This window comes from Chitinophagales bacterium (genome assembly GCA_040877935.1).
Taxonomy (GTDB): domain Bacteria; phylum Bacteroidota; class Bacteroidia; order Chitinophagales; family CAIOSU01; genus JBBDNB01.
Genome location: JBBDNB010000039.1, coordinates 127124 through 145230, shown reverse-complemented (window position 1 = coordinate 145230; position 18107 = coordinate 127124). Strand labels below are relative to the sequence as shown.

Sequence of the window (18107 nt, the reverse complement as noted above, 5' to 3'; positions counted from 1 at the left end):
ATTAGTAAAAATATGCCTATTATTACCAGTTGATTTTTTAAAATCAATACACATAAGGCACAATCCTGTATTTAACTCTGCTTATATACCGCTCCCACAAAGCACCATACTTTGCAGCACAACGCTTGTCGTCATCAATTTGCCTAGGTAGCAAGAGTACAACATAATACAGGGGATACAACCAGGGCCAGAGCATAGTTGGGAATCCGACACTTAGGGCAATACCTGTACCCATTAAAATTTCTCCAAGATAATTAATATGCCTGCTCGCCCCCCAAAACCCATTTACCAGTAATGTTTTGTTGCCGTCTGTGATAAATTCAGGTTTGAATCCCAGGAAAGATTTATAAGGATGTGTTTTAAAATAAAACTTCTGCATATTGGCACCACGTGCTATAGTCCATCCAGTCAAAAAAATTAGCCCATAAATGATCAGCAAGTAAACAGGTGTCCCCGGATTGGGCAAATGCACAGTTGACCACAATGCAATGGCATAAAAATAGGGGTAAAAAGTAAGGCATCCCCAGCCCAGTTTGAATCCTACTTTTTCTGCAAAAATATCATAGGTGTATAAATGTACTTTCTCAAAAGACAAATAATCCAGTACAAAGTAGCTCAGCATAGCAGCGCATAGTAAAACTCCGGGAGAAGCATCAGCTCCATACACAAGCCAATGATGAGCCGTGAAACTTAAAACATTTAATTCCAGCATCACTGCCCCAATCAGGTAAAGCCACATTTTAGCATCAATTTTTGCATTGAAATATTGTGGATTATCAATTCGCCCAAGAAAAAAATCAGCTGCAATTGATTTACCTGTAGAAGGATAAGGGAAAACCGAAAGCAAGGAATAGATCAATCCAAATGTGCATGCACCTGCCAGGCTATACCAACGGATGGTATAAAGCCAATCAAATGCCAACCACTCCATATATCCGAGCAAAAACCAGATGCCAACCATCGCAAATAATACCAACCTGCCATTGAGCCGGTATTTTAATTTTTCACCGCTTTTCTTGTCATTCACGTATCCAACGATCCATTTTCCAGGCAAAAAATAATGCAATGCTGTAATTAGAGCATAAATAACCCAGGGGGTGAAAAAACCTAGTATTTCTGTACTCATGATAATTTTTTTGTGTTTTTCTCCATAATTGAGACAGCCATTTTTCTCGGCAATAGCCTACCCATTAAAAAGCGTGCTATTTTATTGGTGAAGCCAGGTGTTACTCCCGGATCCTTGCCCAATGCACTCAGGGTTTCTTCTGCTACTTTTGCTGCATCCAGGGTGCCTGGGGCTTCTTTATCTTGCGCCTGTTGATAGCCGGGAGTTCTTATAGCACCAGCATTGGAAGCAATTACATCCACACCTGATTTTTTGAGCTCATTCCAAAGCCCTTCTGCCAAAATCGTATTAAATGCCTTTGAAGCAGCATAGGCAGCTATTTTAGGACTCCCCTGTGTTCCGGATAATGAGGACATTAAAACTATCCCCCCTTTTTTACGGTGAAGCATTCCTTTGGAGAATAACTTTGCCAACAATAAAGGAGCCTTGACATTTACGTCTACTACTTTTAAAAGGTGTTCCGAATCCATTTCAGAAAAATATCCAATTGGTGCATAGGCTGCATTGTAAACCAACAATCCCACTTCCTGGTCAAGGCTGTTTATAAAAGTCAAGACAGATTCATACTGTGAAAGGTCAAGCGACTCTGTTTGTACTTTTACAGCATACTTTTCAGAGATTTTTTGAGCCAGTGATTCCAACTTATCTTTTCTCCTGGCAACAAGAATTAAATTAAGTCCTCTTATTGCCAATGCTTCAGCAAAAGCAGCTCCCAAACCTTCCGATGCTCCGGCCACAAAAGCCCATGGACCGTATTTTGATTTAAAAGCCATATTTCAGCTAAAATAAGGGAAATCGAATACTACACACTATAGTAAAATAATTGAGTAAAAAAGAAACAATTATTTTTTTCGTTTTATCTTGAAATACAACTGCGTTTATTAAATATTTACTTGATGAAATTTTGGAAATACTTAAGCTTGCTGCTTGTTATAATTTTAGCCACTGTATTTGGGATCAACAAATATGTTGAGCTAAGTGTAAAGCAACAATTGTTCAGTTCAGTAGAGCAGATACCCAAAAATGAAGTAGGATTATTACTTGGCACTTCAAAATACGCATCTGGCGGGAAGGTTAATTTATTTTACCAGTACAGAATTGATGCTGCTGTTGAACTTTTTCTATCTGGAAAAATTGATTTTATTCTTGTAAGTGGAGATAATGCTACCAAAGAATATGATGAGCCAACTACCATCAAAAGGGATTTAATTGCTAGGGGCATACCAAAAGAAAGAATTATTCTTGATTATGCTGGTTTCAGAACACTGGATTCTGTAGTAAGAAGTCGGGAAATTTTCGGGCAGAACCAAATAACCATTATCTCTCAAAAATTCCACAATGAAAGGGCGGTGTTTATAGCCAATAAAAAAGAACTCAAGGCTATTGGATACAATGCCAAATCAGTAAATATAAAATATGGTTTTAAAACTTTGATAAGGGAAAAACTGGCCCGTGTAAAGATGGTTTCGGACCTGCTTTTGGGCAAAGAACCAAAGTTTTACGGAGAGAAGATATTGATTGGAGGTTAACAATTGCCTTCCTGAAAAACTGAATTAAACACCTTAATGGTATTCCTATTTTCCAAACTGTGGATTATCTGAAACCCTCTTGTTTATTGTTTTTTTACTCGGTCTTTGCCGTGAATAACGCTGATGGAGAAATTCAATATAATCATTTGCTTGTTTTAATGCCTTGGGGGGCAATTGCTCCAGTTTTGTGGTAATAACAGATATACTACTCATAGTTTTCGGTTTTATAGAATAAAGCTACTGAATTAACAATTTTATTGTACGAAAATTCAAAAGTTTAAAATTATTTTTTCTTGCCCTGAAAATACATACAGGAAAAGGAACAGAGCAATAAAACATGATTGAGTTATAAGCAGGAAACAAAGCAAATAAGAAGCAAGTAATTAAATAAAAAACCCAACACCTTGAAATACAAAGTATTGGGTTTGTTATAAGTGGAGCTGCAGAGATTCGAACTCTGGTCCGGCCAGGTCGCAAACATACCATCTACATGTGTAGTCACCTGTTGATTGTCGGGAATGCAAAGGTCAGTTGACCCACCTGATGCACTCCTTAAATTCTAAATTTCGCAAGACAGGCGAATTACTTCTGCCTCACTAGTCTGATATTGTCGATGCCCCATATCCTACCTACCAGACAAAGCTGGAAAGGGACAAAAGCTGTTTAGTACCTTGTACTACGCAGCCATGGCGTAATCTTGTTCGCCAACTAAAAAAATACTGCCTTAGGATTTACGAGTATATGACAGAATACTCGACACGCAAGTATATCTCCAAGTCCTGCCGTCAATTCCGGTCAGCCCCAATATGTCAAAGATCGATTGATAGAACGAAGCTTTTAAATTTGAAATTCATTCTCCAATTTGCGGCATTTCGACTTCGCTCAATGGGCAAATTGGAGCACAAAGCTCGTCTAATTCATTTTCATTTGCAAAACTGTATTTTAGCTGCTTTAGTTTCAGCAATGCATTTTCTAACAAAATTTATCATTTCAATATGCTCAAAATAGGTCTTATCAAGGAAGGAAAAACACCTGCGGATACCCGTGTCGCGCTTAATCCCAAACAAGCCAAAGCCGCTGTTGAAATGGGGTTTGACATTGCGGTGCAAAGTTCTGATAGCCGCTGCTTTAGTGATGAGGAATACAAAAATGAAGGATTGCCTATTGTACCCGACATGGACGATAGGGATATTTTAATTGGAATAAAAGAAGTGCCCATTGATAAATTAATTGCCAATAAAACCTATTTTTTCTTTAGCCACACGATTAAGGCACAGCCTTACAATCAAAAATTGCTACAAGCCGTGGCGGAGAAAAATATTCGCTTGATAGATTACGAAGTGCTAACGGATGAAAATGGTCAGCGCATCATTGCTTTTGGCCGCTGGGCGGGAATTGTAGGCGCACTGAATGGATTAAGGGCTTATGGATTGCGCACGCAATCATTCGAGATTAATCCGGTGAATAGTTTCAAGGATTATGAAGTAGTGAAAAAAGCCTTGGAAGGACTGAAATTCCCTGCATTTAAAATTGCCATTTCCGGTGGGGGAAGGGTGGCAAAGGGAGCCATGGAGATTTTAGATTTTTTAGGAATAAAAAAAGTGAGTCCCGAAGCATTTACAAGCGAGGAATTCAATGAAGCCGTATATGCACAGCTCGATTCAGAAGATTTATTTGAAAGAAAAGATGGAAATTCATTTGAGCTAAAAGATTTTTTCGCAAATCCGGAAAAGTATAAAAGTCGGTTCCATCAATATTATCCGCACAGCGATTTATTCATCAATGCCATTTATTGGGATCCAAAAGCTCCGGCATTTTTTACCAGGGAAGATATGCTGAAGGACAATTTCAGGATATCGACCATTGCGGATATTACCTGCGATATTGCGCCTGAAGCATCCGTGCCATCTACCATTCGCCCTTCCACTATCGATGCGCCATTTTATGGATTTGATCCCAAAACAAATGAAGAAAGGGACGCCTTTGACAAAGAAAACATTAGCGTAATGGCGGTTGACAATTTACCCAATGAGCTGCCAAGGGATGCCTCTACAGCTTTTGGTGAAAAAATGCTTCGTGAAATTTTGCCCGAACTCAAAAAAGCAGATAGTAAAATTTTAGACAGAGCTACAATAGTAAAAAAAGGCAAACTGAACACCCCCTTTCTCTATTTGAAAGACTATTTGGAATCTTAATCTTCCAATTAAGTAATGAATTTACAAACATCCAAACTTGAACTTTCTAATCTTGATTCCCCAACATTTCTCAATTGTTTGGCGCAAGATAATCTCAGGCTTTCTACTTACAAATAAGCTAAATAAACCCACTCATTACTTATTAACGGAAACTCCAAACCCTTCTTACCTTCTAATAGGAATTCAAATTAAGCCACATAAAACCATGCTTCGCATCTTTTCTCTTACTGAACAATATTTCTCCCATTGCTTTTTAGCTATTATTTGAATCATAGCAACACTTCATTCACTAAGCCTTATTTTCTATCTTTGCCAGCGATTTATGGCCAATCAAGCAGAAAACATACATCCTATTTTTGATCAAATCCTTCCGCGCTCAGCAAAGGAAGAATTGCTAAAGCAGCACAGCAAAGTGCTTTGGTTTACCGGACTCTCGGGGTCGGGAAAAAGTACAATTGCCAGGGGAGTAGAAAAAAAGCTGCACGAACTGGGTCATTTGGTGCAAATACTGGATGGAGACAATGTGCGCTCAGGAATCAACAACAATCTCGGTTTTTCAGACAAAGACCGCACAGAAAACATCAGGCGTATTGCCGAAGTATCTAAGTTGTTTGTAGATTGTGGCGTTGTTACGCTCAATTCTTTTGTGAGCCCTACTATTGGAATTAGAAATGCTGCGCGTTCTATTATTGGCGATAAAGATTTTATAGAAATATATGTCAATGCCCCTTTTGAAGTCTGCGAACAAAGAGATGTGAAAGGACTGTACAAAAAGGCAAGAGCAGGAGAAATAAAAAATTTTACGGGACTGAATGCGCCATTTGAGGCTCCTGAAAATCCCGATTTGGAAATCAAAACAAATGAAATGACAGCCGAAGCATCCGTAGATGCTGTGCTGCAATATATTTTACCTATTATAAAGAAGTGAATATCTTATGGATTATAATTTAAATCACCTTAAGGAGCTGGAATCCGAATCCATTTATGTGATCCGGGAAGTGGCTGCGGAATTCGAAAATCCTGTTTTGTTGTTTTCCGGAGGAAAGGACTCTATACTGGTAACACATTTGGCGAGAAAAGCTTTTTATCCCGGTAAAATTCCATTTCCCCTGATGCATATTGATACCGGGCATAATTTTCCCGAAACCATTGCCTTCAGAGATCAATTGATGGAAAAAATCGGGGCAAAATTAATAGTCGCCTCCGTTCAGGAATCTATTGACAGTGGAAAAGCCGTAGAGGAAAAAGGAATTAACGCCAGCAGAAATGCCTTGCAAACAGTCACATTGCTGGATGCTATAGAGAAACATAAATTTGATGCCGCATTGGGTGGCGCAAGACGCGATGAGGAAAAAGCAAGGGCCAAAGAGCGCTTTTTTTCACACCGGGATGAATTCGGCCAGTGGGATCCAAAGAACCAAAGACCTGAATTGTGGAACATCTTTAATGCTAAAAAACATGTAGGAGAGCATTTCCGTGTTTTCCCTATTTCCAACTGGACAGAGCTGGATGTTTGGCAATACATTGGCATGGAAAAAATTGAACTGCCATCGCTGTACTTCTCTCACAAGCGGCCAGCTTTTGAAAGAGATGGGGTGATCCTGGCCAAAACCGATTTTATAGAAACCCGCCCTGAAGAGGAAGTGAAAGAAATGACCCTTCGATTTAGAACAATAGGTGACGCCACTTGTACCGGTGCTGCGCTTTCTACGGCTTCCAATATTGACGAAATCATTCAGGAAGTAGCAGCTACCAGAATTACTGAACGCGGTGGAAGATCAGATGACAAAAGATCAGAATCTTCAATGGAAGACCGCAAAAAAGCTGGTTATTTTTAGCAATTGATTTTAAGTAAAACACATCATGACAGATACGAAGAACAATACAATATTTGACAGCAAAGCATATATGGATATGGATCTGCTGCGCTTTACAACAGCCGGCAGTGTAGATGACGGGAAAAGTACGCTCATAGGTCGTTTGCTTTATGACAGCAAAGCTATTTTTGAAGATCAGTATGAGGCCATTAGGCAAACCAGTGAGCGCAAAGGGGATGAGCAGGTAAACCTGGCGCTTTTGACAGATGGGCTGAAAGCTGAACGAGAGCAGGGCATTACGATTGATGTAGCTTATCGCTATTTTGCCACTCCGCGCAGAAAATTCATTATAGCCGATACGCCCGGGCATATTCAATATACCCGAAACATGGTAACCGGTGCTTCTACGGCCAACCTGGCCATAATTTTGGTAGATGCACGCCACGGTGTGGTGGAACAAACCAGGCGACATGCTTTTATCGCTTCCCTGTTGCAAATTCCGCACATTGTTATTTGTATCAACAAAATGGATTTGGTGGATTATGATGAAGAAGTCTATAATCGCATCAAAGAAGATTTCAGGAAATTTGCCACCAAATTAGATGTGAAAGATGTTCGTTTCATTCCGATAAGTGCATTGTTTGGCGACAATGTAGTTACACGATCTAAAAAAACGGACTGGTACGATGGACCTACTTTACTGTATTCATTAGAAACCATTCATATTGCCAGCGATCAAAACCATATAGATGCCCGGTATCCTGTTCAGACAGTAATCAGACCTCAAACCACGGAATTTCACGATTACAGGGGCTATGCCGGAAGAATTGCAGGAGGCGTATTCAAAAAAGGTGACCAGATCATGGTGCTGCCTTCAGGGTTTACTTCTAAAATAAAATCCATTGATACCTTGAATGGTCAAATTGAAGAAGCATTTGCACCAATGTCGGTAAGTATGACCCTGGAAGATGATATTGATATCAGTAGAGGAGATATGATTGTGCGTGAAAATAACTCCCCACGAGTAGAACAGAATATTGACCTGATGGTTTGCTGGCTGAATGAGCGCCCACTGCAACACAGGGGGAAATATATGCTGAAGCATACCTCTAAAGAAGTGCGCTGCATTGTGAAAGATATTAAGTACAAACTCAATATTAATACACTACACCGCAATGAAGGAGATAAGAATATCGGACTGAATGATATTTCTCGAATCAGCATTAGAACCACCAGTCCTTTATTTCACGACAGTTACCGGAGAAACCGAAATACAGGAAGTGTAATTCTTGTAGATGAGGGCACCCATGAAACGGTTGGTGCTGGCATGATTATTTAGTGCCTGTTTATCTTATTGCGCTATTAACTCCTTACAATTTTCTAGAAATTTTTCAAAGTTAGGGGCGCATGGCCGTGCGCCCCTAACTTTGAAAATTGGCTCAAGAGACATTTAAATAAAATTTATTTTTAATTTCTGGAATAGTACAAAGTTCAGGTTGAAAACTCGCAGCAGCATGACTATTTAACCCTGAATCATAAAGAGTAATTGTGCTCAATAATTTCTACTTCTTCGCAAAACCTACAAATGGCATTGGCTATGCCGGTATTTCTTCTAGTTCTTCCGGCTACTGCTTTAAAAACCGGCCCACTATTGGTTTCATCGCATTGAAGACATTCGCTTAGCGATCCATCTTCATTGTTGTAGGTATTATTGTTTATGCACACTTCAAAACATTCTGCTTGGGTATTTTTGGTGTTGAATGCCCAAATCTGTGCACAGGGCCTGGTAAATCCCAGGGCTTGAATACAGGCAACCAAACTATCCATCGGCTTTGCCAGATTGGAAATGGCACAAGCTCTTACATCTGCTCCCACATCTAAATTTTCAGCGTAAACACTTAAATCCTGAAGTCCGGAACAAGCACCACAGGCATCCGTATGTGTAACTATGGCACCTGCATTTTTGGCGGCCTCCCTGCTGCTGAAAGTTTCCAAATGGTAGGTTTTAGCATTCTTATCCTCTATTACCACTGCACACACGCTTTCCGGTTTTTCCGGAACTGGATCGTCATACGGGTTCTCCAAAATTTCCTCAGAGGGATCTGTATTGGTGTATTGCTTCATTAGCAAAAGCTCATCGACACTAAAACTTTTAGAAGCGATACCTTCACATTCACAAATAGGTGTGCAAATAGAATTGTCCAATCCAGTATTGCTTACCGGAATGCCAAAAAATTTACTTTCACATTTGTCTTTATTACAGGCTGTTGAGACAAATAACAGAATGGAGAGGGCCGAAAAAATAGGTTTTGTTTTCATGAAACCAAGATACAAAAGGAAATTAAATTTCAGTTGCATAAAACCCACGATTCGCTTTCTCACTTGCGCAATAAAAACAAAAGATTATTGTAAACCGAGCATTTTTAAAGCCGTAAAAGCTGCTTCCACACCTTTGTTGCCGTGTTTTCCTCCGGCTCGATCAAGCGCTTGTTGATGGGTATTTGGAGTCAGGACGCCAAAAATCACCGGCTTTAGTATTTCCAGAGATAAATTTACCAAACCCTGAGCAACTGCATGATTAATGTATTTATCGTGGTCGGTTTCCCCTTTGATGACACAGCCAATACAGATCAGGGCATCAGGCTTGTATTTTTTGTAGAGCATTGCTGCTGCTGAAGGAAGTTCAAAGGTACCCGGCACGTGATCTAAAAGGATATCTTCTTCCTTGACATGGTGTTTGAGCAGGGTTTCAATTGCTGCATCTCTAAGGGCAAATGTAATATCACTATTGTATTCAGAAACTATTACACTAAAACGCCTGCCTTTTCCTGAAGGCACATTAGCGGGATCGTAATCAGAAAGGCTTTTGAGAAAAGTAGCCATAATTAACTTTTCATGCTCAACCTGGCAATATGTTTTTCAGCATTAGAAGCCTGGGAAGATTCGGGGTAATTTTCTTTTAGTGCTTTGAAATAGCTCAATGCATCGGCATTTTTTCCTTCAGATTCGGCCATTAATCCGGCTTTGAGATAAAACAATGGTGCTGTGAAATTATTATCGCTTGCTTTGGCAGCTTTCACATAATAGTTCAGACTTTGACCGTTCTCTCCTTTTTCGGCATAAGCATCGCCAATGGCGCCAAGTGCTATAGCGCTTAGCATCACATCATCAGCACTGAATTTATTGAGGTAATCAATAGCCAGATCGTATTTGCCCAATTTTAAATAACTGATGCCAGCATAGTAATTGGAAAGATTTGAGGCTTTTGTAAAGCGATAACTGTCAATAATATCCAGAAACCCGGGATAATTACCATCACCATTCAATGCCAGTGAAAAAGAATCTACTTCAAAGTAAAATTGTGCTTTAAACATTTGTTCCTGGGCTTCCTGCTCTTGTTTGGGCAGATAATAATTATTGAAACCCAAATAACCAAAAACTACCAACAGCACTACTGCTACTCCTGTGAGTACTTTGTTTTGATTTTCATTGACAAAATTTTCAAGCTTGTCTAATTTATCTTCTGGTGTTGTACCTGTTGTTCTTGTTTTAGCCATTGTTGTTGTTTAGTCTTTTATAAAAGGATAATCCTCCTGTTTGTAATTGTCTTCATATAAAGCTTCAGGAGCCGGATATTCCGAATTTTCTGCAAATTTAACAGCATCTGCTATAATATCCTTCACTTTGTCTTCTATTTTTTTTAATTCTTTTTCTGAGGCGTATTTCTTTTTCAGAATAGTGGTTCTCACTTGTTCTATCGGGTCTGTCTTTTTGTATTTATTAACCTCGTCACGCGTTCTGTATTTGGCCGGGTCTGAAACTGAATGCCCCTTGTAGCGATAGGTTTTCATTTCAAGGAAAGTGGGGCCTTTTCCATCCCTTGCGTGTTTCACTGCTTTTTCAACAGACTTATGTACATCTTCCACTTTCATGCCGTCAACAGCTTCAGAGGGCATTTCATAGGCAGAACCAAGCTTGTAAATATCTTTCACATTAGACGATCGCTCTACAGAAGTGCCCATTGCGTAATTGTTGTTTTCACAAATAAAGACCACCGGCAATTTCCAAAGCATGGCCATATTGAATGTTTCGTGCAGTGCTCCCTGTCTTGCTGCGCCATCTCCGAAAAGACAGACACATACATTCTTGGTTTCTTTATATTGTTCAGCAAATGCAATACCCGCTCCAAGCGGAATATGTGCGCCCACAATACCATGTCCACCAAAGAAATTGTGTTCTTTTGAAAAGAAATGCATGGATCCCCCTTTTCCTTTGGAGCAGCCTGTTTTTTTGCCAAACAATTCTGCCATAGCAGCATCTGAACTAATACCTTTGGCAATAGCAATAGCGTGATCGCGATAGGCTGTAATCAAAGGATCCTCTTGCTTTGTAGCAGAAACGATACCCGCTGCCACAGCTTCCTGGCCAATATAGAGGTGGCAGAATCCCCGAATCTTTTGTTGTCCATAGAGCTGCCCTGCTTTTTCTTCAAATCGCCTCAATTCGGTCATTAATTCAAACCACTTGAGGTACTGATCTTTTGTTATTTTTGCTTTGGCCATTTTCCGCACTTTGCTTCAAAATTATAAAATAAAACCGCTCCCCGAAACTAATGTTTATTCAAACCATTTCTTTATGCCAATTTAAGAATTATCTGAAGGCGGATATTGCCTTTGATAAAAAGGTGAATTGTTTTGTGGGAGAAAATGGTGCGGGAAAGACCAATTTGTTGGATGCCATTTATTATACCTGCATTTCCAAATCCTATTTTAACAATAAGGAGGCCGGCAACATTCTTTTTGAAAAGGATTTTTTTAGAATTGATGCGCACATTCAGGATAGTGATGAGCAAAAAGCATTGCGCCTGCTGTATGCCAATGGCCGAAAAAAAGAATTGTCTATAGATCAGGTGAAATATGAGAAGCTTTCCGAGCATGTCGGCAGATTCCCTGTTGTGATCATCACTCCGGACGACAATCAGTTGATATTGGGCGGAAGTGAAGACCGCAGACGCTTTATGGATGCCTTGCTCTCGCAAATGGACAGCAAGTACCTGCAATATTTGCAAATATACAATCGGCAGTTGACTCAGCGCAATGCCCTGCTTAAACGATTTGCCGAAAATGGACGCTTTGAAAGGCAAATGTTAAAAGCCTATGAAATACCTATGGCAGAAGCAGCAACATATATTGCCGAAAAGCGCAAGGAATTGATCGAGTTGATTGTACCACAATTTCATGAATTGTATGCAAAGATATCAGGAGAAAAAGAACATGTAAGCTTAAGCTATGCCTCAGAGGTTTATGGAAAAGATATGCTTGAGCTTTTTGAGCAAAACCTGAGTATTGACAGAAATATCAGGCGCAGTTCTGAGGGTGTGCACCGCGATGATATGGAATTTGAAATGAACGGGCAGAAGGTGAAACGCTTTGCTTCACAAGGACAGCAAAAGTCTTATCTGATTGCATTAAAGCTGGCACAAGTAGCCTTGCTGGAAAAAATCAGCAAGAAGAAACCTTTGCTGCTTTTGGATGATATTTTTGATAAATTAGACGATCAGAGAGGTCGGCACCTGCTTGAGTTTATTTTGAACCCCGATTTTGGACAGGTATTTATTTCAGATACCAGCCGTGAAAGAATTGAAAAGCAATTTGCAGGAAATTTAGACAATATTGCCATTTTTAAAGTAGAAAACGGAAATGTATATGCCTAAACAAGATGAAGAAAGACCCATTAAAGAAGTCATTGATGAAATGATAGAATTATTGGGCATGGGTGATAAAATGGTAGAAACCCGATTGAAAACGGACTGGGAGGAAATTGCCGGTAAGATGATCGCTAAATACACTCGTAGCATCAGATTGCACAAAAATACTTTGTTTATTCAACTGGATTCTGCAGCCGTAAAAAACGAAATGCTTTATCTGAAGGAACCGCTTCGCGTGAAGATCAACCAGCATTTTGGAAAGGAATTGGTGGAGAAGGTGGTTTTTTAGTGAAAATAGGGATGTGAAAAGAGCTGTGAAAAATATAATGCAGGCATGGAGTTTTCAGAAACAATAAAGGAGAAGTGGAACAGCTTTACAAAACCAGAAAAATCAGCCATTGCGGTATTGCTGGCACTTGTTGGGGGCGTATTGCTTTTTGTATTTGGAATTCAAATTGGCAAGGTACTGTATTCGGTGATAGAGGGCTAATCCACAGACTTTAATTTATAGGTATCTTTGGGGAAATAACTGGGAATGAATTTCAAAATATTAAGCGATACACTTCTTGATGCCTATACCAATGTGGTGAAAGAATCCCCATTGCAAAAACTGGACAAGATCAAAAAGATTGAAATCCCCGTTGATTATTTTCAATTCTATAAATCCATTTCATCTGTTTATTCTTCTAAAATCGAAGGGGAAAATATTGATTTTGACAGTTATTTCAAGCATAAGTTTTTAAAGGTAAAATTCAAAGCAGATTATACTCGCAAAGCAGATGACTTATATGCTGCCTATGATTTTATTGACAATCATTCCATCAGCTTTAAAAATATTCAAAAAGCCCATTCCATTTTAAGTGCGCATTTATTGCCCAAAAGCCAACAGGGCTTGATAAGGAATAATCCTATGATGGTAATCAATAGCGAAGATGAAATCGAATATATTGCCGCTGAACCAGCAATAGTGAAAATAGAAATTGAAAAGCTTTTCAATGATATTGAACTGCTTTTAAAAGCCCGGCTCAATGATTTTGAAATTTTCTATTACGCTGCCTATATCCATCTTGTCTTTGTGAAAATCCATCCTTTTCAAGATGGAAATGGACGCACTGCCCGTTTGCTTGAAAAATGGTTTTTAATTGAAAAAATAGGACAAAAAGCTGCTGCCGTTCAACTAGAGAAAAATTATTATGTGCATATCCATCACTATTATAATAACATCAAAAAATTAGGGCTTGAATATGCAAAACTGGATTACAACAAAGCACTTAATTTTCTTCTGATGACCATAAATGGGATAGAAAAAGAAGTGGAATAGGGGTTAAACTTTCTCTCCTTACCCTCACTAATCTGAATACTCTAACTATCCGTAGTCTGTAGAAAGGTATTAGCGCATAGGGACTTGGGAATTTATGAATCAAAGGAAAGCTTTGCTATTCCTTGGTCGTTTGTCACGTGTCTGCTAGAAATAAGGGTCGTTAGGTGTCACTACAAGTAAGCAGTTAAGATTAATTTACTTTAAATCATGGACACTTACTACTTGCCATTTGGCATCTATATATCTTAAGCAGTATTTTCCTCTTTTTCGAGTTGGTGCTCCATCGTGTGTGTAGTATATTTCGAGGCTATAGCATACTTTATCGTCAGATTCCTCTTCACTAAGAGTGTTAATACTCTTTAAAGTTATATTATCTCTTCGGCTAGGGTTGTATATATGCTCGTAATATTCAATATCTTTATCTAAATTGCTAGTAGATAAAAATCTTGCAGTTTCAAAATCGTAGGAGAATATCGCATTTATATACTTTTTAGCTACTTCTTCAGAATCTCCATTTTTACAAGAAGATATTGTAATTAGAAAAAGAAAAGCAGGAATTAGTGATTTCATACAATTTTTTTTTCAAAATTAACCTTTTCTTTTCACACGTCCTATTTTCAAATATGAAATTCTCGTTTTTCCCTAACTATCCTTAGTCTTAAGCAATTCTAGAGCATAGGGACTTCGGATTTAATCTAAGTATCAAACAAAACTTTTCCCCATTAAAGTTAAGGGCTTGGTTTATTTGAAGCTGTCCGTAGTAGCCCTGCACTTTTCTTTGCTACAGACTAAGAACCAGTTTTTTAAACCCTCTCCACTTTCCCCTCAATAAACTGCATATTATTCAGGCGTATCTGAATCATCAAATTTCATTAAAAACTCTAAGAGTTCCAGAAGTTTGGGTTCGACTGCTTGTTTTTGTAGCATCTAAATTCTGATTTGTCAATATTTAAATAGTGGGCAATGAAGGAAAGCGTAACAACATCAAGTTGCCGGAGATTTGTTGTCACTTCCTTTAATGTGTCCTTATCATATATTTCCTGGATCATTTTCCAATCTTTCATCTCGCCATATTCCAGCACTTGGTAAATAATTTGTGATTTGTGCTTTTCAAAATCCAACATATCTCTATTTGTGTCCCAAAAAAGGTGGGAGGAAAAGTCTGAGATTTTATAGGGGTGATTGTTCATGGAAGTGAAATGTTAAGGAATAAATTTAAGGTTTTGTAGCAATAACATAGGAAAGATTTACCACTATATCTCAGTAATCCTGATTTGTAGATACATTCCCCCATTTCACAACTGCAAAAGTTATAAAATAGCAGCATTTTCATCTATGATTTTACATCCAGCATTGACTATGAGGTAGATATAACAAGTGTGTTCTGGGGTTTGGATTGTTAATGCTTAGTCGCCCTTCACATTATTTTACTACAGATTAAGGGGTGGGTTTATTTTTTATATAATCAATTATCTCTTCACTTCTTAAAAACATTTCACCTGAAAAATAAATTGTTTTAGATTCACCGCTATCACTGATAGATATTTTATATGAATTTGGCCACTGATCTAGAACAATAGATATAACGTGTTTCTTGTCATGCTTTTTAATCTTTCTAGAAAAAATGTTTTTAATGTATATGTGCTCATTGTCACAATAAACACTAATCATCCTTTTTAAAAATGGTCTAGTTGAAACACATAATAGTATAAAGGGGATTATTCCAAATAAATATGAACTGGATATAAATAAAGTGATGGAAAGATAAAGTCCGATTCCATAAAATAGGATCACTATTAAGTAATTAAAATTCCATGATAATCTTTTAGCTGTATCTGGTATCATTCTAAATGGGAATTTAGCATCCTATCAAATATAACTAAAACCTGTATATACTTCTGCTGACGTTCAATTATACCCCCACTTCCCCCTCGCTAAACTGCATATCGTGCAGTTTTTTGAAATGCCCGTTCTGTGCCATTAATTCCTGGTGGGTGCCGGCTTCAATGATTTCACCAGCTTTTAGTACTAAAATTTTATGAGCGTGTTTTATGGTGGAAAGCCTGTGGGCAATGGTAATGGATGTCCTGCCCTGGATCAATCGCTCAATCGCCTTTTGCACCAAGCGTTCGCTTTCCGTATCAATGGAACTGGTCGCCTCGTCCAATATCAGGATTTTGGGATCATAGACCAATGCCCGAATAAAGGAAATCAATTGCCTTTGCCCCATAGATAAGGTGGCTCCACGCTCCATCACATCATAATCGTAGTTGTCGGGCAGTCGCATAATAAAATCGTGGGCACCTACTTCCTTTGCCGCTTCAATCACCTGCTGCCTGCTGATATCCGGATTGTGCAAAGTGATATTGTCGTGAATACTTCCAGAAAAAAGAAACACATCCTGTAAAACGGCACCAACATGGCTTCTTAAATTTTCGAGCTTATAATCGCGTATATCCACTCCATCAACAGTGATCTTCCCTTTTTGAAATTCGTAATAGCGCGACAGGATATTGATTATGGAAGTTTTTCCAGAACCTGTGGCACCAACAATAGCAAGTGTCTCCCCCGCTTTCAGGTCAAAATTGATATCCCGCAATACATATTCTTCAGCATTGTAGGCAAAACTCACATTTTCAAAGTGGATATCTCCTTTGACGTGATCAGTTTCACGAGTGCCGGAATTGTCGATAAAATCCTTGTTGTCGAGCAATCTGAAAATCCGGTCGCCTGCCACTATGCCCATTTGCAGCGTATTGAATTTATCGGCCAACATGCGCAATGGCCTGAAGAGCATATTTAGGTAAAGAATGAATGAAATCAAAACTCCCAGCGTAGCTTTTTCCGCAATCACCTGGTTGGCTCCATACCATACCATCAACCCAATGGCACTGGCCAGGATCACCTCCACTACCGGAAAGAAAATGGAATAATAAAGAATAGACTGTATGTGCGCATCGCGATGCTCGGCATTGATTTTTTGAAATTTTCTGTATTCTTTGTCTTCTGCATTAAATATCTGAATAATGCGCATTCCGGTGATGTGTTCCTGGGCAAAAGCATTGAGTTTGGACACCTGGTTTCTTACCTTTTGGAAAGCCCCTTTAATTTTTTCTTTAAATACATAAGTGCTGTAAATGATCAGTGGGAAGGTGGCCAAACTTACCAGCGTAAGTTGCCAGTTGGAATAAAACATAATTCCAATAACGACAACAATTGTGAGCAAATCAGCAATAATGGTAATGAATCCCTGGCTGAAAATATCATTGATGGTTTCTACATCATTGATGGTCCTGGTAGTAGCAGTGCCAATGGGTGTTTTGTCGAAAAATTGCAGCTTTAGCCGGGTGACATGGCTGAATACCTGTACTCTGAGGTTTTTGATTACAGACTGCCCCAGCCAATTGGTAATAAAAATAAAAAAGTAGCGCAAAAAACTTTCTGTTATCAGCAATCCAATAAGGATCATGATCATCATTTGTAATCCCTTGCCGTCTTGTTTAAGTATATAATCATCAACCGTTACCTGTATTAAATAAGGGCGCACAGGGCCCAGTACAGAAAGCACAATAGCCAAAAGTGTAGCAGAAATAAACTCCCTGCGAAATGGCTTGACCAGCCCGAGAATGCGCTTCAACAGACTCCAGTCAAAAATATTTCCGTATTGATTTTGCTTATTCAAAAAATGGATATTCTACCTTACTTAAAAAAAGGCCTGCCGGAGCAACAGGCATTATGTATTTAAATGGTGTTTTGGCTTTAACTGTTGATTCAAATGCTTCTAAACTAAGTGTTCTTTGTCCAATCATCAGTCCCGCTCCTACAATCATACGCACCATGTTTCTCAGAAAACGGTTTGCACTGATTTCAAACACCAAAAGCTCGCCTTCTGTTGTCCATTTAGCACTATAAATATCGCAAAGTGTAGTTTTTACATCCGTGCCTTTTTTACTCAGAGACTCAAAATCTTTCAATTCGGGAAGCAATTCGGCCATTTTATGCATTTTTTCCAAATCTAATTCTTTCAGGAAATAGTGAAAGCCAAAGGGTTTCAAAAATGGATTTTTATCAAAATAGATTTGATAGCGATAAGACCGGGTTTTTGCACTAAAGCGAGCATGGGCATTATCTTCTACCTGAAACACCCGTTTAAATGCAATGTCATGTGGCAATATTTTATTCAGGCGATACATGAAATGTTTATCAATGGCCTCGTGATGATCAAAATGCAAAAAATACTGGGAGGCATGAACACCTGAATCTGTGCGTCCGCAACCCACTACTTTTGTTTCTGTTCTCAGGTACCTGGAAATAGCGGCTTCAATAGTTTCTTGAACGGAAATCACATTGGGCTGATATTGCCAACCGTGATAATTTGTTCCGTCATACATCAACTCTACGAAATAGCGCAT

Annotated in this window: 21 protein-coding genes and 1 other RNA gene; 9 read left to right on the top strand and 13 right to left on the bottom strand. The window is 38.8% G+C overall.

The features are described from left to right. Positions 1-43 precede the first annotated feature (43 nt). The gene (locus tag WD048_09770; GenBank protein ID MEX0812490.1) at positions 44-1126 is read right to left on the bottom strand and encodes a DUF1295 domain-containing protein; all 1083 of its coding nucleotides are present in this window, start codon (positions 1124-1126) and stop codon (positions 44-46) included. After that, positions 1123-1899, bottom strand: a complete 777-nt coding sequence (locus WD048_09765) for an SDR family NAD(P)-dependent oxidoreductase (protein MEX0812489.1) — start codon at positions 1897-1899, stop codon at positions 1123-1125. Before WD048_09765 ends, WD048_09770 begins: the two co-directional genes overlap by 4 nt. Positions 1900-2022: 123 nt before the next feature. Here WD048_09765 and WD048_09760 point away from each other — a divergent pair, with 123 nt between their 5' ends. Then, positions 2023-2655, top strand: a complete 633-nt coding sequence (locus WD048_09760; protein ID MEX0812488.1) for an ElyC/SanA/YdcF family protein — start codon at positions 2023-2025, stop codon at positions 2653-2655. A 45-nt stretch (positions 2656-2700) separates the two neighbouring features. Here WD048_09760 and WD048_09755 read toward each other — a convergent pair whose 3' ends face one another. Both WD048_09755 and ssrA read right to left on the bottom strand, forming a co-directional pair. Then, on the bottom strand, positions 2701-2868 hold the full coding sequence (locus tag WD048_09755; protein ID MEX0812487.1) for a DUF2281 domain-containing protein: 168 nt from the start codon (positions 2866-2868) through the stop codon (positions 2701-2703). Positions 2869-3087: 219 nt separating this feature from the next. Further along, positions 3088-3458, bottom strand: a transfer-messenger RNA (tmRNA) gene (gene ssrA, locus WD048_09750). A 192-nt stretch (positions 3459-3650) separates the two neighbouring features. On the opposite strand from ssrA, the gene WD048_09745 reads away from it, so the two are divergent. The 4 genes from WD048_09745 (at position 3651) to cysN (ending at position 8006) form a co-directional block, all read left to right on the top strand. Next, positions 3651-4850, top strand: a complete 1200-nt coding sequence (locus tag WD048_09745) for an NAD(P)-dependent oxidoreductase (protein MEX0812486.1) — start codon at positions 3651-3653, stop codon at positions 4848-4850. Between the two features lie 322 nt (positions 4851-5172). Next, positions 5173-5778, top strand: coding sequence for an adenylyl-sulfate kinase (cysC, locus tag WD048_09740; protein MEX0812485.1), 606 nt, complete (start codon positions 5173-5175; stop codon positions 5776-5778). 7 nt (positions 5779-5785) lie between these two features. Then, a complete protein-coding gene (cysD, locus tag WD048_09735) occupies positions 5786-6688 on the top strand; it encodes a sulfate adenylyltransferase subunit CysD (GenBank protein MEX0812484.1) in 903 nt (300 codons plus the stop codon). 25 nt (positions 6689-6713) lie between these two features. Further along, a complete protein-coding gene (gene cysN, locus WD048_09730; GenBank protein ID MEX0812483.1) occupies positions 6714-8006 on the top strand; it encodes a sulfate adenylyltransferase subunit CysN in 1293 nt (430 codons plus the stop codon). A gap of 194 nt (positions 8007-8200) precedes the next feature. Here cysN and WD048_09725 read toward each other — a convergent pair whose 3' ends face one another. From WD048_09725 to pdhA, 4 genes are all read right to left on the bottom strand, one after another. After that, positions 8201-8986 (bottom strand): hypothetical protein, encoded by a 786-nt coding sequence (locus tag WD048_09725; GenBank protein MEX0812482.1) that lies wholly within the window; start codon positions 8984-8986, stop codon positions 8201-8203. A gap of 84 nt (positions 8987-9070) precedes the next feature. Beyond that, on the bottom strand, positions 9071-9550 hold the full coding sequence (gene ribH, locus WD048_09720; GenBank protein MEX0812481.1) for a 6,7-dimethyl-8-ribityllumazine synthase: 480 nt from the start codon (positions 9548-9550) through the stop codon (positions 9071-9073). Positions 9551-9552: 2 nt separating this feature from the next. Beyond that, positions 9553-10224: a tetratricopeptide repeat protein gene (locus tag WD048_09715; GenBank protein ID MEX0812480.1), complete on the bottom strand. Its 672-nt coding sequence runs from the start codon at positions 10222-10224 to the stop codon at positions 9553-9555. 9 nt (positions 10225-10233) lie between these two features. Continuing rightward, complete coding sequence (gene pdhA, locus WD048_09710; GenBank protein ID MEX0812479.1) at positions 10234-11229, bottom strand: pyruvate dehydrogenase (acetyl-transferring) E1 component subunit alpha; 996 nt, start codon at positions 11227-11229, stop codon at positions 10234-10236. A 50-nt stretch (positions 11230-11279) separates the two neighbouring features. Between pdhA and WD048_09705 the strand changes: the two genes are divergently transcribed. The 4 genes from WD048_09705 to WD048_09690 are packed head-to-tail and all read left to right on the top strand — an operon-like array spanning position 11280 to position 13695. Next, positions 11280-12380, top strand: coding sequence for a DNA replication/repair protein RecF (locus WD048_09705; protein MEX0812478.1), 1101 nt, complete (start codon positions 11280-11282; stop codon positions 12378-12380). Further along, entirely contained in the window at positions 12373-12663 is a 291-nt protein-coding gene (locus WD048_09700) for a DUF721 domain-containing protein (protein MEX0812477.1), read from the top strand. Before WD048_09705 ends, WD048_09700 begins: the two co-directional genes overlap by 8 nt. Positions 12664-12708: 45 nt before the next feature. Then, positions 12709-12864 carry a hypothetical protein gene (locus WD048_09695; GenBank protein MEX0812476.1) on the top strand — a complete coding sequence of 52 codons (156 nt, stop codon included), beginning with the start codon at positions 12709-12711 and terminating at the stop codon, positions 12862-12864. A gap of 45 nt (positions 12865-12909) precedes the next feature. Continuing rightward, complete coding sequence (locus WD048_09690; GenBank protein ID MEX0812475.1) at positions 12910-13695, top strand: Fic family protein; 786 nt, start codon at positions 12910-12912, stop codon at positions 13693-13695. Between the two features lie 195 nt (positions 13696-13890). Here the strand turns inward: WD048_09690 and WD048_09685 are convergent, their stop codons facing one another. From WD048_09685 to truA, 5 genes are all read right to left on the bottom strand, one after another. Beyond that, a complete protein-coding gene (locus tag WD048_09685; GenBank protein ID MEX0812474.1) occupies positions 13891-14265 on the bottom strand; it encodes a hypothetical protein in 375 nt (124 codons plus the stop codon). A gap of 311 nt (positions 14266-14576) precedes the next feature. Further along, the gene (locus tag WD048_09680) at positions 14577-14885 is read right to left on the bottom strand and encodes a hypothetical protein (protein MEX0812473.1); all 309 of its coding nucleotides are present in this window, start codon (positions 14883-14885) and stop codon (positions 14577-14579) included. A 247-nt stretch (positions 14886-15132) separates the two neighbouring features. After that, positions 15133-15540, bottom strand: coding sequence for a hypothetical protein (locus WD048_09675; protein MEX0812472.1), 408 nt, complete (start codon positions 15538-15540; stop codon positions 15133-15135). A gap of 67 nt (positions 15541-15607) precedes the next feature. Beyond that, positions 15608-17377 carry an ABC transporter ATP-binding protein gene (locus WD048_09670; GenBank protein ID MEX0812471.1) on the bottom strand — a complete coding sequence of 590 codons (1770 nt, stop codon included), beginning with the start codon at positions 17375-17377 and terminating at the stop codon, positions 15608-15610. Continuing rightward, entirely contained in the window at positions 17370-18107 is a 738-nt protein-coding gene (gene truA / locus WD048_09665) for a tRNA pseudouridine(38-40) synthase TruA (GenBank protein MEX0812470.1), read from the bottom strand. Before truA ends, WD048_09670 begins: the two co-directional genes overlap by 8 nt.

What these genes read in the sequence shown, in the direction of transcription:
- WD048_09770 (MEX0812490.1), bottom strand. Translation starts at nt 1,126, where the DNA reads ATGAGTACAGAAATACTAGGTTTTTTCACCCCCTGGGTTATTTATGCT.
- WD048_09765 (MEX0812489.1), bottom strand. Translation starts at nt 1,899, where the DNA reads ATGGCTTTTAAATCAAAATACGGTCCATGGGCTTTTGTGGCCGGAGCA.
- WD048_09760 (MEX0812488.1), top strand. Translation starts at nt 2,023, where the DNA reads ATGAAATTTTGGAAATACTTAAGCTTGCTGCTTGTTATAATTTTAGCC.
- WD048_09755 (MEX0812487.1), bottom strand. Translation starts at nt 2,868, where the DNA reads ATGAGTAGTATATCTGTTATTACCACAAAACTGGAGCAATTGCCCCCC.
- WD048_09745 (MEX0812486.1), top strand. Translation starts at nt 3,651, where the DNA reads ATGCTCAAAATAGGTCTTATCAAGGAAGGAAAAACACCTGCGGATACC.
- cysC (MEX0812485.1), top strand. Translation starts at nt 5,173, where the DNA reads ATGGCCAATCAAGCAGAAAACATACATCCTATTTTTGATCAAATCCTT.
- cysD (MEX0812484.1), top strand. Translation starts at nt 5,786, where the DNA reads ATGGATTATAATTTAAATCACCTTAAGGAGCTGGAATCCGAATCCATT.
- cysN (MEX0812483.1), top strand. Translation starts at nt 6,714, where the DNA reads ATGACAGATACGAAGAACAATACAATATTTGACAGCAAAGCATATATG.
- WD048_09725 (MEX0812482.1), bottom strand. Translation starts at nt 8,986, where the DNA reads ATGAAAACAAAACCTATTTTTTCGGCCCTCTCCATTCTGTTATTTGTC.
- ribH (MEX0812481.1), bottom strand. Translation starts at nt 9,550, where the DNA reads ATGGCTACTTTTCTCAAAAGCCTTTCTGATTACGATCCCGCTAATGTG.
- WD048_09715 (MEX0812480.1), bottom strand. Translation starts at nt 10,224, where the DNA reads ATGGCTAAAACAAGAACAACAGGTACAACACCAGAAGATAAATTAGAC.
- pdhA (MEX0812479.1), bottom strand. Translation starts at nt 11,229, where the DNA reads ATGGCCAAAGCAAAAATAACAAAAGATCAGTACCTCAAGTGGTTTGAA.
- WD048_09705 (MEX0812478.1), top strand. Translation starts at nt 11,280, where the DNA reads ATGTTTATTCAAACCATTTCTTTATGCCAATTTAAGAATTATCTGAAG.
- WD048_09700 (MEX0812477.1), top strand. Translation starts at nt 12,373, where the DNA reads ATGCCTAAACAAGATGAAGAAAGACCCATTAAAGAAGTCATTGATGAA.
- WD048_09695 (MEX0812476.1), top strand. Translation starts at nt 12,709, where the DNA reads ATGGAGTTTTCAGAAACAATAAAGGAGAAGTGGAACAGCTTTACAAAA.
- WD048_09690 (MEX0812475.1), top strand. Translation starts at nt 12,910, where the DNA reads ATGAATTTCAAAATATTAAGCGATACACTTCTTGATGCCTATACCAAT.
- WD048_09685 (MEX0812474.1), bottom strand. Translation starts at nt 14,265, where the DNA reads ATGAAATCACTAATTCCTGCTTTTCTTTTTCTAATTACAATATCTTCT.
- WD048_09680 (MEX0812473.1), bottom strand. Translation starts at nt 14,885, where the DNA reads ATGAACAATCACCCCTATAAAATCTCAGACTTTTCCTCCCACCTTTTT.
- WD048_09675 (MEX0812472.1), bottom strand. Translation starts at nt 15,540, where the DNA reads ATGATACCAGATACAGCTAAAAGATTATCATGGAATTTTAATTACTTA.
- truA (MEX0812470.1), bottom strand. Translation starts at nt 18,107, where the DNA reads ATGCGCTATTTCGTAGAGTTGATGTATGACGGAACAAATTATCACGGT.